Genomic DNA, 14,702 nt, shown 5'->3' with positions numbered 1-14,702 from the left:
ATTCACGCCGACGCTGAATTGGACCGGGAAAGACAAAGCCGTAACCCATCATTTGGACGCGCCGTACCGCGTATTGGAGCGCGGGCATCCCTACCCGGCTCCCGCCGATGGCATGAGCGCCGAGATAAGGACACAGAGATCGAAGGGGCTTCGGGCCCGCTCGGCTTATCGAGACGATAAAACGTTTATAGATAAGGGCCTCGTTGTCGTACCTGCCACCGTAGGATTCACCGCGTATATGGCCCAAGCGCGTCCGGGAATGGAACCGATGACAGATAGGGGGCGGCGGGGATCGCGCCGGGCTTGGCGAACATTGAAATGAAAGGTGACTGGCTTTGGCGATTCGTGTTGGATACGCGTGCCTTGCATTGGCCGTACCCGGAACCCAGATGAGAAGCTGCAGGCTTCGGACGCTTACGCAGGAGAAGGTAAGCGTCATTACGGCGGAAAACCTTTCAGCCTTGGAAAGGCTGATTCAATACAACATCAAATCCGAAATCAAGGTATTTCGGATCAGTTCCGATCTTGTGCCTTTTGGCTCTAGCCCGGCAAACACTTTCCCGTGGCACATCGTTTTTTCGGAGACCTTCCACCGTTTGGGTGCGCTCATCGCCGACAATGATCTTCGCGTTTCAATGCACCCGGGGCAGTATACGGTGCTCAATTCGCCGGACAGGGATGTGGTGGATCGCGCAATCCTCGACCTGGAATACCATAACGCGATACTGGATCGATTGGAGACGGATGCGAAGAGCAAGATTGTTTTGCACTTGGGCGGCATATATGGGGATAAAACGGCAGCCCAAAACAGGTTCGTTGATAATTTCAAGCGATTGTCACCCGCGGTTCAAAGACGGCTCGTATTGGAAAATGACGAACGGTCTTATAACATCGCCGAAGTTTTGGAGGTTGCGCAGCGAATCGGCGTTCCGGCCGTATTCGATAACCTGCACCATGCCTTGAATCCGCCGGCGCAGAAACTGCGAAATTCGGCGTGGGTCGATCGCTGCGCATCGACCTGGAAGCATTCTGACGGCCGCCAGAAGGTCCACTATTCACAGCAAAGCGCCAACGGGAAACCCGGCGCACATTCAAGGACCATCGCAATCGACACCTTTATCGAGGATATGGCGCCGCTTGCCGGGCGTTCTCTCGACGTCATGCTGGAGGTCAAGGACAAAAATCTATCGGCAATCAAATGTATGCTTTGCCTGACGGAGGACCCGGGAATCGACGCACTTGAGCTCGAATGGAGCCGCTACAAGTACGCGGTGCTTGAACACTCACAGGTTCATTACCAGCAGATTCGTTCTCTGCTCAAAGACAAAACCGCGTATCCGGCCGTTGCGTTTTACAATCTGGTACAATCTGCGCTGGAACGGCCTGTTGACAGTGGCGGCGCAGCCAACGCGGCGATGCATGTATGGGGATACTTCAAAAAAACTGCGTCCGCCAAAAGCAAGGACGAGTTCGAGCGTATCTTAAAGGGATACATGGCGGGGCGGGTTCCGCTTGAGAGGCTGAAACGGCTGCTTTACAAGCATGCGGACGCCTGTCATGAGGATTACCTGCTGCAGTCCTACTATTTTATTTGATTTGTCACGCCGCGTCCAGCGTTCTTTTGCCACGGTTGGGATAACCTCTGCGAGGCGTTGGGCTGTCCCGGATTATGTGCAAAGCCGAAAGCGCCGCACGGTGGAAGCGCTCCGCGCCGAGCTGAATCGGTTCGCCGCACAGCTCCCCGGGTACACGCCCGTCCCGGCATGTACGGCGTCGGCGCAGCGCTCGGCCCTCAGCTCATGGGGAGGGTCGGCCATGCGCTGGCGCGGTATCAGTACCGCGCCTCGATCTCGAACATCGCCCGCGCTTCGCCGTCCCGGCGTCCCTCGATCAGCGCGCCGGCCTCGGTAAGGCGCGCGCTGAGCGTCACCTGGTCGTGCAGACGGACCTCGGCGATGAAGTTGATCTGCATGCCGCGCACCGGCCGCGCTTCGCCGCCCGAGCGCAGCAGGTCGAGCGTCCAGTCGGCGTAGCGCGCGTTGTTCATATGGCCGTTCACGTCCAGCTCGGTGTAGCGCACCGTTCGCCTTTCGACCGGTTCCAGGCCTTCCATCCGCAATGCGCCGGGCGGCGCGAGCGAGCAGCTCAGCTCCGCATTGATCGGCACGGGCGTCTTGAGCGCGCTCGGCCTGAGCACCCGCCGCTTGTCGATGTCGAACAGCACCCAGGTGGTGATCGCCTCGCCGATCATCGCGCCCGCAGTGTCCTCGAAGCGGAAACCGCGCTCGAAAAACGGCCCCGTCAGCCCCGACGGCCAGGTCGTGGCGCGCAGCCGGTCGCCGACCGCGGGCAGCAGCGAAAAGGCATAGCGCAGCCGGTACAGCACCCAGCATATGCCATCCTCGACCAATTTCACACGCCCCGCGCCCAAGCCGGCCGCGTTGACCTCGGCCAGCTCCTGCATCAGTGTGAGCAGGGCGGACGGCTTGAGGCGCCCGTCCGCGTCGCAGTCGCTGACGGCAACGTCAAAATACACGCTCGACGGGAGCGCGGGTCTACGGTTTTCCATGAAATGCCTCCAGTTCCGCGGCGAAGCGCGCCCACGCGTTGGTTTTCGGCGGCGGCGACGCGAAGCGCATCTCTTCCTTGCGCGTCGGATGGTTGAGCGTCAGCGCATAGGCCCACAGCGCCAGCTGCTCGCCGGGCCGCCCGCCGCCGTAGCGGGCGTCGCCCCACAGCGGCCAGCCGGCGTGCGCGTGCTGCACCCGTATCTGATGGGCGCGGCCGGTCATGAGCTCGATTTCGAGCAGCGAAAGCCCATCCCGCTTTGCCAGCGGCCGGGTAATCAGCTCGGCTCGTTTCGCGCCGGGCGTGCTTTCGGGCACGACCGACACCATGCCGGTCGATTCGTCCTTTAAAAGATAATCGATCAGCCGAGCCTCGCTCGCCGGGTCGCCTTGCGCCACGGCCAGGTAGCGCTTGTCAACCGCATGCTTTGCGAACGCCTCGCTCAGCCGCGCGGCGGCCTTCGAGGTGCGCGCCAGCACCATCGCGCCGCCGGCCGGGCGGTCGAGCCGGTGCACCAGCCCCAGGTAGACCTCGCCCGGCTTGGCGAAGATCTGGCCGACGTATCGCTTAGCGGCGGTTAAGAGGTCGGGGTCGCGCGAGGCGTCGGCCTGCACCGGCAGGTTGCAGGGTTTTTCGACCACCAGCAGCTGGTTGTCGAGGTAGATCACCGGCACGCGGTAGCGCCCGGCCGCAAACGAGGCCGTCATGCGCCCGTCCAGCGCCCGGACGCGCCGCAGGGCAGCACCCCGCCCGACTCGATCGGCAGCGCCACCTCGCCCGCCTCGACGGACCCGCCGTGAGAGCGCTTCACCGTCATCAGCAGCATATTGCTGAGCACCGCCGGCTGCAGGCCGGTGGTGTAGCTGTTGACCAGCATGAACAGCGCGTCCCGCGAAAGCAGCGCGCGGCAGGCGTCGACCAGGCCGAACAGCTCGTCCTCGAGCTTCCACACCTCGCCGCCCGGCCCGCGCCCGTAGGACGGCGGATCCATCAGGATGCCCTGATAAGCATTGCCGCGGCGCGCCTCGCGGGCGACGAATTTTAAGGCGTCGTCCACGATCCAGCGCGCGGCGGATTCGGGCAGGTTTGACAGCGCCCGGTTCTCGCCCGCCCACTGCACCATGCCGCGGGCGGCGTCCACATGGGTCACGTGCGCGCCCGCCGCCGCGCAGGCGACGGTCGCGCCGCCGGTGTAGCCGAACAGGTTGAGCACGCGGGTCGGGCGATTCGCCCGCGCGATCAGGTCGCGCATCCAGTCCCAGTTGACCGCCTGCTCGGGGAACAGCCCGGTGTGCTTGAAGCCGGTCGGGCGCACGTAGAAATTCAAACCTTTATAGGAAACCGCCCAACGATCGGGCAGTTTCTTAAAAAATTCCCATTCGCCGCCGCCCCTGGCCGAGCGATGGTAGTGGGCGTCGGCACGCGCCCATGCATCGGGCGCTTGTTTGGGCCAGATGGCCTGCGGGTCGGGCCGGCGCAGCACCACGTCCCGCCACGCCTCCAGCTTCTCCCCGTCGCCCGCGTCCAGCACACGGTAGTCTTGCCAATCGGACGCGCAATAGATCATGTTCCATCCCCCCTCTCAAACCGGAAATACCTTAAGGATTGCGCATTTCAAGTACTGCGTCTCGGGTGAGGCCAGCAAAACCGGGTGGTCGTGGGCCTGCGTGCGCAGCTCGACCAGCCGCACCTTGCGACGGCTGTCGCGCGCGGCCTGGTTAATCATCTGGACGAATTGCTCGACGCCCACGTGCTGCGAGCAGGAGCAGCTCACCAGGTAGCCGCCGGGCCTGACCAGCTTGAGAGCGCGCAGGTTGATCTCCTTGTAGCCCCGCAGCGCACCTTCGACCGCGCCGCGCGTCTTGGTGAACGCCGGCGGATCCAAAATGACCAGGTCGAACTGCTCCTTTGCCTCGGTCAGCGCGCGCAGGTGGTCGAAGCAGTTGTGCGCCTCGAACTGGGCGTCGAGGCCGTTCAGCCGCGCGTTAGCCCGCGCGACCTCGAGCGCTTCCTCGGATATGTCGACGCCCAGCACCGACCCCGCGCCGTAGCGGGCGGCGTTGAGCGCGAACGAGCCGTTGTGGCAGAAGCAATCGAGCACCTTTGCGCCCGGACAGAACGGTTTCAGCGCGGCGCGGTTTTCCTTCTGGTCGAGGAAGAAGCCGGTCTTCTGTCCCTGCTTCACGTCGACCATGAACCGGATGCCGTTCTCGATCATTTCAACCTGATCGGGCACCTCGCCGTAGAGCAGCCCGGTCTTAAGCTCCATGCCCTCGAGCCGCCGAACCGGCACGTCGTTGCGCTCGTAGATGCCGCGCGGCCCGATCACCTGCACGAGGATGTCGGTCAGCGTATGCTTCCATTTTTCAAGCCCCAGCGACAGCGATTGCATCACGCACACGTCTGAGAACTTGTCCACGATCAGCGCCGGGATGAAGTCGCTCTCGGCGTAGATCGCGCGGCAACTGCCGACATCGCACAGCAGCTTGCGGTAGTTCCAGGCGGCCTCGACGCGGCGCTTGAAGAAATCGGCATCGATCGGCTCGTCCTGCTGGGAGAGCATGCGCAGCGAGATCTGAGACAGCGGATTGTAGAACGCGCGACCCAAAAACGTGCCCGCGGCCGAGCGCACCTCGGCCACGTCGCCGGGCTCAAACGCACCCTCGGTGCGCTCGATGTCCGACTGGAATACCCAGGGATGGCCCGAGCGCACCCGGGAATCGCGCGTCTTACGCAGATATACCTTTACCATGATGTAAGACTCCTGCACTCAGAAATTTGGAACAATTGCTGGCAAGAAAGCTCGGGAGGTTTGGATGCCTACGCCCTCCATGTTCAATCGTACCGCGGGGGCCGACCTTCGGCCGGCGTGTACGCCGGGGCGGGCGGCATTTCGTTTGAGAAATGCTCACCCGATCCCGGCGCCGCCCGGAAAACTCCGCAGAATTTTCAGGTGCCGTCCCCCGTTCCCCCTCTCACTCACATCCGGCCTCAGCCGGATGTGAGTGACCTGCACTCGAAATAATACCGCTTGTCGCGCGCCTCGCCCATCGAGAAGGTCTTGCGCGGCAGCGCGCCGCCCGCGCGGACCGCCGGGAACAGCGCGCGCTTGTCCATCGGCATCAGCCGGATACGGCAGGCGGCGAGACTTTCCAGCACGTCCGCGCCGTGGATGTAGTCGATCCGGGCCTCGGGATGCTCCTTGAGCCACGCGTCCAGGAAGGGCTGCAGTATGGCGACCGCCAGCGGGTTTGACGCGTTCTCGATCGCAAGCGGTTCGTCGAGCATATACAGCTGCGCGCGTTCGCTCTCGCAGGGCACCACGCTCATGCCGCGCGCGCGGCAGTAGAGGATAAAGTCGTGGGTGAGCCGCGCGCCGTCCACACCGAACACGGCGCGATGGATCGGCTCGAACGCAAGCGCCTCGTCGTACAGGTTGACGAGTTCGACCAGCGCGTAGCGCGCCGGGTGATTCGCGCGCTCCGCCTCGCTCAGTCCCTCGCGCAGCTCAAGCCAGCAGCCGCGCGCCGCGGCCAGCGAGTGGTTGCCGTCGCCCACCGCGAACAGGAAGCCGTCTGCCGCTTTGTGAAGCGCCTCGAGCGCCGCGAGCAGCTGTTCAAACCGTTCCGGCCCGACCGCCCAGCCGCGCAGCCGCCCGCCGCCCTGCATGAGTTCGAAGTCGTAGAGCGGCGCAAGGGTCGCGCGCGCCGCGTACAGCGGCTCGATCAGCGTGCGGCCGGGGTCGTCGGCCAGCAGCATCACGTGCGTGAGGTCGAGCGGCGCTTTTCGCCTGACCGCCATGCGCGGCGGCAGCCGGTCGACCACGGTGCCCTCGGTCGCGCGGATCAGCGGCGTCGCGTCCGGCGCATAGTCGTAGGCCTCGAGGTCGACGTTTGCCACCAGCCCCAGCCGCGCGCCTTGCGTGGTCTCGCGCTCGACCAGCACGAAGCCGTCTACCGCGCGGGTGAGCGCATGATCCAGCGCGTCGCGCATCGCCTCGTGCAGCGCGCGCGCGTCGGGCTCGCCCTCGCGCAGCCGGTATTCCGGGTGGATCAGCTTGAGCGTCGAGGGGCTTGAGCCGACGAGTGCCTCCGCCTGCTTCCACCACTCGGGCTGCGCGGTATATTGATCGCAGGCCACCACCGCCCATTTGGCCGGGTCCACTTCGGGCCCCGGCAGCAAAATGCGCGGCACGCCGAGCCCGTATTGCCGAAATCGCTCATTCATTTTGCGTAGAACTCCTTGCTCAATTCATGGGCCTATTGTATCATGGGAACGGAAGCGCGTCGACAGCGAAAGCGAGGCAAATCGAGCGATGGATGATAATATTGCGCAAAAAAGGCTGAACAAATACCTGGCCGACAGCGGCTACTGCTCCCGCCGCGAGGCCGACCGGCTGATCGAGCAGAAACGGGTGACGATCGACGGGCGCGTCGGCGTGCTGGGCGACCAGGTCGCCCCCGGCAGCCGCGTGCTGGTAGACGGCATACCGCTCGGCGGCGAGAGCGAGAAGGTGTACATCGCGCTCAACAAGCCGGTCGGCGTCGTGTGCACCGCCGATGCGCGCGAGCCGCTGAACGTGGTCGATTACCTGAACTACCCGCAGCGCGTGTTCCCGATCGGGCGTCTGGACAAGGACTCGAGCGGGCTTTTGCTGCTGACCAGCGACGGCGAGATCGTCAACCGGGTGCTGCGCGCGGCGGGCGCGCACGAAAAGGAGTACATCGTGGCCGTGGACCAGGCGTTGACGCCTGAATTCCTTCAAAAAATGGCCGACGGCGTACCCATTTTGGACCGGGTGACGCTGCCCTGCAAGATCGAGCCGCTCACGGTCAACAGCTTCAGGCTGGTGCTCGTGCAGGGCCTGAACCGGCAGATCCGGCGCATGTGCGAGGCGCTCGGCTACCGCGTGCGCTCGCTGAGGCGCGTACGGATCATGAACATCCATTTGGGCGACCTGCAGAGCGGCGGCTGGCGGCACCTGACCGAGCGCGAACTGGCGGAGCTGATGGCGGCGCTCGGCGATTGATCTCATCGAATTTGGCCTAAAAATCCGGCATATGTGTTGACCTCCTGTACATATGTATAGGCAGAATAGGCAAGGAGGTCGCCACATGAAAAAGCTGCTTTCATTAGCCCTGGCACTGATGTTGGCTCTCTCGCTTGGCTCTCTCGCGTCGGCCGAGATGACGGAAGTCGGCACGCCGCGCGGCGAGACGCTGATCGTCGAGACCCAGAACCCCACCGACACGCCCGGCCAATTCAACTCCTACATGCAGGGCACCCAGATGGGTTTTGGCATTCATCAGCTGATGAGCGCCATGATGTGGGAAATGGACACCGTGAAGGGCGAGCAGTTCGGCGAGGTGGCCGAAGGCTTCCCGGAACAGAACGCCGACTTTACCGAGCACATCGTGAGGATTCGCAAGGGCATCAAGTGGTCCGACGGCGAGGACCTCAATGCCGACGACGTCGCCTTCACGATGAACATGATCATGCGACACTCGGACATCAACCAGAGCAATTACTACAACCAGGTGTTTGAATCCATCGACAAGGTGGACGACTACACGGTGAAGATCGTCACCAAGGAGTCGTTCCCCCGCCTGTCGATGCGCTTCGGCGTGACGATCTGGGGCAACGATCTGCGCATCGTGCCCGAGCACATCTACTCAAAGCTCGACAACCCCACCCAGTTCAAGGATGAGCACCCGGTCGTGGCCGGCCCCTACACGGTGAAGTCGTTCGATCCGCTGGGCAAGTGGGTTCTGTACGAGCGCCGCACGGACTGGCAGAACAGCACCGTGGGCGTCGTGACCGGCAAGATGCCGCAGGCCCCCTACATCCTGTTCAAGGCGCTGGGCGACGACACCACCCGCCAGATGGCCATGATATCCAACCAGGTCGACATCCTGTGCGAGGTCACGCCCGAGGCCCTGGGCGTCATGACCGCGGCCAACGACAAGATCGCCTGCTGGTACGACAAGTTCCCCTACGCCACCTCCGACGACCCCTGCAGCAAGGGCATCGCGTTCTCAATCGGCCGGGGAGCGCCGTACGACAGCGCCGACTTCCGCTGGGGCATCGCGCTGGCGATGAACTTCGACGAGGTCTCGATGAACATCTTCGACGGCGCGGGCCGCGCCAGCGCGTTCCCGATCCTGACCGCCACCTCCGCGATGCAGGAGCTGTACTACAAGCCGCTTCAGCCGTGGGTCGAAGCGTTCGAGCTGGATCTGGGCGACGGCACCACCGTGAAGCCCTTTGACAACGGCTACGCCAAGCGCATGGCCGAGCGGCTGAACATCCAGGGCACCGACGACGAGCTGATCGACATGTTCGGCATCGGCTGCTGGAAGTACGATCCGGACGCGGCCGCCAAGCTGCTTCACAAAGCGGGCCTCGTCAAGCAGGACGACGGCTGGTACTTCGAGGGCAAGCCCTTCACGATCAACATGACCTATATGGCGGACGCCGAGGCCCAGGCGGGCCGCGGCACCAAGGCCGCGTACGACCAGTTGGTGAAGTTCGGCCTGAACTGCACGCTGGCCTCCGAGTCCTCCGCGACCTGGGACACCCACCGCGACAACGGCGAGTACGAGCTCGCCGGCTACTGGCCGACCGGCGGCATCACCAAGGACATCTACAGCCAGATCAGCGGCTTTGACGCCAGCCTGATCAAGCCGGTGGGCGAGCGCGGCGCCGGCCAGGGCACCCGCTGGAACAACGAGCGCGCCACCGAGATCATCCACGAACTGGCGAGGCTGAGCCCGGAAGACCCCAAGGCGTACGAGCTGAACATGGAGTTCATGAAGGTGGCCATCGCGGACATGCCTTTCATCGGCTTCCACTCCGGCGTGAAGTTCGTGCCCACCAACTCAACCGTCTGGACCAACTACCCCTCCGCGGCCAACGCCTACAACGGCCCGTGGTGGTGGTGGAGCTGCTTCAAGTACATCACCACCGAGATCACCCCCGCCTGACGGTCAATCGGACCTGAGCGTAAGAAGGCGCGCCTGAGCCTCGAACGGCGACGTGCGCGCCTTCTGCTCATGCATTACCCGAGGCAAGGGGGGTGTGGCCTATGAGCTTTCGGAAATTTCTGTTGTTGCGCATTCTGACGTGGGCGCTCACGATCCTGATCGGCGTGACATTCGTGTTCTTCATCCCGCGCATGTTTCCGTCGGACCCGGTGGAAAACATGATCGGCCAGATGCAGTCGCGCGCGGGCCAGATGGACCCGATTCAAAAAGAAGCGCTGCGCCAATCGCTGCGCGTGCAGTTCGGCTTGGACGGCAGCCTTTCCGAACAGTACTTCTCGTATCTGCGCAACGGGCTGTTCCGCTTCGACTTCGGCCCCTCGCTGATGAGCTTTCCGACGCCCGCGGGCGAGATCATCGGAACCTACCTGCCCTACACGATCGTGCTTACGCTGTTCACGACGGTTGTGGCGTGGCTCATCGGCAACGTCATCGGCCTGCTCGCGGGCTTCCGCAAGAACAAGTGCTCGTCAAAGATCCTCGAGGGCATCGCCATCTGCCTGTATCCGGTGCCCTACTTCGTGATCGCGCTGGTCCTGCAAATCGTGTTTGCGTTTGTGCTCGGGTGGCTGCCGCTCCAGTCCAACATCATCGCCATCGGCGGCTGGCGGGCGTGGCTCTTGTCGCTGCTGAAGGCGTCGATCCTGCCCGCCGCGTCGCTGCTGCTGGTGGGCACGGGCTGGTGGATCATCTCGATGAAGTCGCTTGCCGGCACGACGAGCGAGGAGGATTTCGTGCTGTACGCGCGCTATCGCGGCATCCCCGAGGGCAGGATCGCCCGCAGCTATGTGCTGCGAAATTCCATTCTGACGCAGATCACCGCCCTGGCGATGAGCCTCGGCGGGGTATTTTCCGGCTCGATCATGACCGAGATCATCTTCGGCTATCCGGGCGTGGGTACGCTGATCCAAAAGGCGATTCTGCAGTCGGACTACAATATGATCCTCGGATGCATCACCATATCGATCGTCGCCATCTCCACGGCTACGCTGATCGCCGACCTCGTGTATCCGTTCATCGATCCGCGCATCCGGTACGCCTGAGGGGGATCGCATGAAAAGGTTTTGGAGAAACGCCAATTTCCGCTTGAGGACGGGGCTGATTGCGACGGCCTGCTTCCTGTTCGTCGGGTTCGTCGTCTACTACCTGCCCCACGCAAACCCGTTCGCGTACAACACCTATCCGAACAAGCTGCCGCCTTCCTGGGCGCACTGGCTGGGCACGACGGGCATGGGTCAGGACATCCTGTGGCTGCTGATCGAAGCCATCCACAACTCGCTGATGATCGGCCTGATCGTGGCGCTCATCGGCACGGTGGTGGGCGTGTTCGTGGGACTCGTGGCCGGCTTTTCGGGCGGCGCGCTTGACCGGGTGCTGATGGTAATCACCGACACCTTTGTGGTCATTCCGTCGCTGCCGATCCTGATTTTGATGACCTCGCTGATGAAGGGCAGTGCCACGGTTTTGCTGATGGCGCTGGTGCTGTCGATGTTCGCCTGGGCCTGGCCCAGCCGCCAGATCCGCTCGATGGCGCTGACGCTCAGGGAGCGCGACTTCATCCATACCGCCTGGTTTTCGGGCGAGGGGATGATCCAGGTCGTGACGACGGAGATCCTGCCGTTCGCGCTGGCCTGGTCGCTGTCGAACTTCATGAACGCCACGCTGGCGGCTATTGCATCCGAGTCGAGCCTTGCCGTGCTGGGCCTTTCCCCCGCCAACTTAATCAGTCTGGGCAACATGATCCAGTGGGCGCGCGAGCGCAACGCGATCCTGGCCAGGCAGTGGTTCTGGATCGGCTCGCCGATCGTCGCGACGGCGCTGCTGTTCATCGCCCTGTTCTTGCTGATTACGGGCTACAACGACTATATGTCGATGAAACGGGGGAGGGTGTAGCGATGCTGAACGTCGATCATCTGTCGGCCTCCTACAAGACCATCGACGGCGATGTGCGCGTTGTGAACGACATTTGCTTCCAGGTTCATGACGACGAGATTTTTGGCATTGCGGGCGAGTCGGGCTGCGGCAAGACCACGCTGCTCAAGGCGCTGTACGACATCGTCGAGTTCCCGCTGCAACTGGATCAGGGCAGCGTGACCCTGAGCGGCGAAAAGGCCGGCAGGCCGTTTGGCTTCGGCACCGGCGAGATCCGCAAGACCTGGTGGAACCACATCTCCTACATCCCACAGGCCGCCCAGAGCGTGCTGAACCCCATCGCGCGGCTGAAGCGCCAGTTCCTCGACTCCATCCCCAAGGAAGACCGGAACCCCAAGACCGAGCGGCAGACGCTTCGGCGCGTGGCGCAGTATTTGGAGGCGTTGAGCCTTAACCCGGATGTGCTGGAGGCGTTCCCGTTCCAGCTGTCGGGCGGCATGCGCCAGCGCGTAATCATCGCGCTCGCCACGTTCATGAACCCCAACGTGGTGCTGGCCGACGAACCCACCACGGCGCTGGACGTGGTGGTGCAGCGGGGCATCTTGATGATGCTGACGCGGCTGCAGCGCCAGCACGGCAACGCGCTGGTGCTGGTCAGCCACGATATGGGCGTGCACTACCAGATCACCGATCGCATGGCCATCATGTACTCGGGCAGCGTCGCCGAGCTGGGCTCCACAAAGGCCATCTTCGACGCCCCGATCCATCCGTACACCCGGATGCTGATCGGCGCGCTGCCCCGCGTGGGCGATGCAAACCCGAAGGTCGGCATCCCGGGCCGTCCGCCGGCGCTGACCGACCCGCCGCCGGGCTGCCGGTTCGCGCCCCGATGCCCCGAGGCCAGGGAGGTATGCCGGCAGGTCGCGCCAAAATTCGAGGAGATCGTGCCCGGCCGCTTCGCGGCCTGCCATTTGCTGACGGGGGAGGTGCGGTAGATGGGCGTCAAGCTGCTCGAAGTCGATCGCGTCAGCAAGGAATTTAAGATCGGCGGCATGCTGATGGGCAAGAAGCTCACGGCTGTGGACGACGTGTCGCTCGAGATCGCGAACGACGCGCCCGTCATCCTGTCGGTCGTCGGCGAATCGGGCTGCGGCAAGTCCACGCTGTGCAAGCTGATCCTGCGCCTGCACCGGCCCAGCGCCGGACGCATCGCGCTCATGGGCAACGACTACGCCGACAGAAAATCGTACGACCCCGACCGGTTCCGTCTGGACGTGCAGCCGATCTTCCAGAATCCTTACGAGTCGTTTTCAATGCGCAAGACCGTGGACACCTACCTGTTCAATACGGCGCTGCGACTGAAGCTCTGCCGCTCGCACAAGGAGGCCGAGCGGCGCGTGGATGAGGTGCTGCGCAGCGTCGGCCTGTCTCTGGCGGTCGTGAAGGGCAAGTACCCGACCCAGTTCTCCGGCGGCGAGCTGCAGCGCGTCAGCATCGCGCGCGCGCTGATCCCGCGGCCCAAGCTGATCGTCGCCGACGAGCCGGTGGCGGCCATCGACGCGTCGATGAAGATGAACATCATCAACCTGTTCAAGTCGCTGAAGGACGAGTATCGCGTGTCGTTCATCTACATCACGCACGATTTGTCGACGGCGTACTACGTGTCGGACTACATCGCCACGCTGTACCGCGGCGGGCTCGTCGAGTACGGCCCGGCCAAGGCGATCATGGGCGCCCCCGCGCACCCGTACACGGCGCTGCTGATGAACTCGGTACCGCGGGTGGGCGGCAAGTGGGACGATGCGGTGTGCATGCCCGACATGGAGGATCGGGAATACGCGATCAGCGGCTGCAAGTTCGCGCCCCGGTGCCCCTACGCGAACGACGCGTGCCGCCGCCGGCCGGAGGTTACGCAACTGCCCGGCGGGCGCGCGGTGCTGTGCTTTCATCCGCTGACTTCAGCGCAGTCGCTTTCGGATGCGGCCGTAAGCGATTGCCCTGCGCCGACTTGACTTGTAGGTTTGTCAAACATGTCGGACATTGAGGGCATTTGGGTAGGCGCCGGTTGGCGCGCGTCCCAGGTAACCGCCGATCAAATCCCACGCGCGGGGGCGGCTGCCTTTGCGCCATCTTGCGCCTGCAAAATCCTCGACGCAGCGCCGCTACGCCTTCAGATTTTGCAAGCGCAATCTGACGAAAATTCAGCGTGCCACCGCACACGTGCTTTAATCGGCGCTTACCTAGAGGGTATGGATACTCACTCCGATGAATATGTATAACCAAAAGGATTTTCTGAATGTCATGTCGAGTAAGGGATATGAGGTAAGGCGGCATGAGATCACGGATTCAAAGTGGGAGCGGCTCAGGAAGTACTTTCCAGAGCGGCAGGATGGATAACTGGGAAGGCCGAGGAGCGACGCCGGCCAATTCTGAACGGGGTTCTGTGCGGGGCGGTAAACTGGGAAGTACACGGGCATATCGGGGTCGGCCGGGGCGGAAAGACGACGAAAATCCAAGCGGACGTTGACGGCCTGGGCAATCCGACCCACATTCACTTGTCGGCGGGCAACTTCCACGATTGCAGGGATGCGGAAGTGTCGCTGTCGGCCGTGCCGCCGGATGGAACCCTCGTGCTTACGGACAAGGCTCACGGCTCAAAGGCATCCGCGATGCATCGCCACGTCAGGCGCGGATTACTGTATCCCGCCCAAGACAAATAAGGAACCATGCCTTGCGACCGGTCCCTTTCCAAGGAGCGCCACCTGGTCGAGTGTTTCTTTCAGCAACTCAAGCAGTATCGGGGTAATGCCACTCGCTTCCCGCTTCCTCGCCTGATGCGTACCCCTATGCATTCCCGGACATGCCCTGATGGGTTGATGTTCCGGGATGAAAACCTTATCAAAGAACAACCTGCAAAGACGCTGGAAGCCTTGGTGCAAGCGCAAATACACTCTGGCTTCCAGCGTTTCAGTCGATGGTGATCCAAAGATTCTTATCCTGGATACCCGTTTCTCTTTGCGTTTTCTACGCAGGCCTGTTTGGATGAAAACCCTTCCGAAGAGGCGCCTACGATCTTGCCATTTGGCGCGATTCTTCTCCAACGCCACTGCCCGGCAGCGTCCTGATAGAACTCCCATCTATCTTCCATAATTTCACCTCCTTGCATAGGGGATAACCATCGCCCTGTATTTTTACATTCTACATTGTATTATAATCTATATA

General features: G+C 62.8%; 13 protein-coding genes. 7 read left to right on the top strand and 6 right to left on the bottom strand.

Annotated features, from left to right (window positions below):
• Positions 1–335 precede the first annotated feature (335 nt).
• Complete coding sequence (gene uvsE / locus ACH6CV_RS02885) at positions 336–1,595, top strand: UV DNA damage repair endonuclease UvsE (RefSeq protein ID WP_456356656.1); 1,260 nt, start codon at positions 336–338, stop codon at positions 1,593–1,595.
• Positions 1,596–1,831: 236 nt separating this feature from the next.
• Here the strand turns inward: uvsE and ACH6CV_RS02880 are convergent, their stop codons facing one another.
• The 5 genes from ACH6CV_RS02880 to ACH6CV_RS02860 all read right to left on the bottom strand — a co-directional run bounded on the left by ACH6CV_RS02880 (position 1,832) and on the right by ACH6CV_RS02860 (position 6,795).
• Positions 1,832–2,569 (bottom strand): acyl-[acyl-carrier-protein] thioesterase, encoded by a 738-nt coding sequence (locus ACH6CV_RS02880; protein ID WP_456356655.1) that lies wholly within the window; start codon positions 2,567–2,569, stop codon positions 1,832–1,834.
• On the bottom strand, positions 2,556–3,275 hold the full coding sequence (locus tag ACH6CV_RS02875; protein WP_456356654.1) for an RluA family pseudouridine synthase: 720 nt from the start codon (positions 3,273–3,275) through the stop codon (positions 2,556–2,558). The genes ACH6CV_RS02880 and ACH6CV_RS02875 overlap by 14 nt, the downstream gene beginning before the upstream one ends.
• Entirely contained in the window at positions 3,272–4,132 is an 861-nt protein-coding gene (locus ACH6CV_RS02870; RefSeq protein WP_456356680.1) for a class I SAM-dependent methyltransferase, read from the bottom strand. Before ACH6CV_RS02870 ends, ACH6CV_RS02875 begins: the two co-directional genes overlap by 4 nt.
• Positions 4,133–4,150: 18 nt before the next feature.
• A complete protein-coding gene (locus ACH6CV_RS02865) occupies positions 4,151–5,320 on the bottom strand; it encodes a class I SAM-dependent rRNA methyltransferase (protein ID WP_456356653.1) in 1,170 nt (389 codons plus the stop codon).
• A 239-nt stretch (positions 5,321–5,559) separates the two neighbouring features.
• Complete coding sequence (locus tag ACH6CV_RS02860) at positions 5,560–6,795, bottom strand: DUF1015 domain-containing protein (RefSeq protein ID WP_456356652.1); 1,236 nt, start codon at positions 6,793–6,795, stop codon at positions 5,560–5,562.
• An 88-nt stretch (positions 6,796–6,883) separates the two neighbouring features.
• Between ACH6CV_RS02860 and ACH6CV_RS02855 the strand changes: the two genes are divergently transcribed.
• The 6 genes from ACH6CV_RS02855 (at position 6,884) to ACH6CV_RS02830 (ending at position 13,492) form a co-directional block, all read left to right on the top strand.
• Complete coding sequence (locus ACH6CV_RS02855; RefSeq protein ID WP_456356651.1) at positions 6,884–7,597, top strand: pseudouridine synthase; 714 nt, start codon at positions 6,884–6,886, stop codon at positions 7,595–7,597.
• An 85-nt stretch (positions 7,598–7,682) separates the two neighbouring features.
• Positions 7,683–9,551 carry an ABC transporter substrate-binding protein gene (locus ACH6CV_RS02850; protein WP_456356650.1) on the top strand — a complete coding sequence of 623 codons (1,869 nt, stop codon included), beginning with the start codon at positions 7,683–7,685 and terminating at the stop codon, positions 9,549–9,551.
• A gap of 101 nt (positions 9,552–9,652) precedes the next feature.
• Positions 9,653–10,651 (top strand): ABC transporter permease, encoded by a 999-nt coding sequence (locus tag ACH6CV_RS02845; protein ID WP_456356649.1) that lies wholly within the window; start codon positions 9,653–9,655, stop codon positions 10,649–10,651.
• A gap of 10 nt (positions 10,652–10,661) precedes the next feature.
• Positions 10,662–11,501, top strand: a complete 840-nt coding sequence (locus ACH6CV_RS02840; RefSeq protein WP_456356648.1) for an ABC transporter permease — start codon at positions 10,662–10,664, stop codon at positions 11,499–11,501.
• Positions 11,502–11,503: 2 nt separating this feature from the next.
• The gene (locus ACH6CV_RS02835) at positions 11,504–12,475 is read left to right on the top strand and encodes an ABC transporter ATP-binding protein (RefSeq protein ID WP_456356647.1); all 972 of its coding nucleotides are present in this window, start codon (positions 11,504–11,506) and stop codon (positions 12,473–12,475) included.
• Entirely contained in the window at positions 12,476–13,492 is a 1,017-nt protein-coding gene (locus tag ACH6CV_RS02830) for an ABC transporter ATP-binding protein (protein ID WP_456356646.1), read from the top strand.
• 980 nt (positions 13,493–14,472) lie between these two features.
• Here ACH6CV_RS02830 and ACH6CV_RS02825 read toward each other — a convergent pair.
• On the bottom strand, positions 14,473–14,628 hold the full coding sequence (locus tag ACH6CV_RS02825; RefSeq protein WP_456356645.1) for a YegP family protein: 156 nt from the start codon (positions 14,626–14,628) through the stop codon (positions 14,473–14,475).
• Between the last annotated feature and the right edge of the window lie 74 nt (positions 14,629–14,702).

It is taken from the genome of Anaerozeibacter quisquiliarum (assembly GCF_051162045.1).
In the GTDB taxonomy this organism is placed as follows: Bacteria; Bacillota; Clostridia; order Christensenellales; family Aristaeellaceae; genus Anaerozeibacter; species Anaerozeibacter quisquiliarum.
This window is presented reverse-complemented; position numbering and strand designations above follow the sequence as displayed.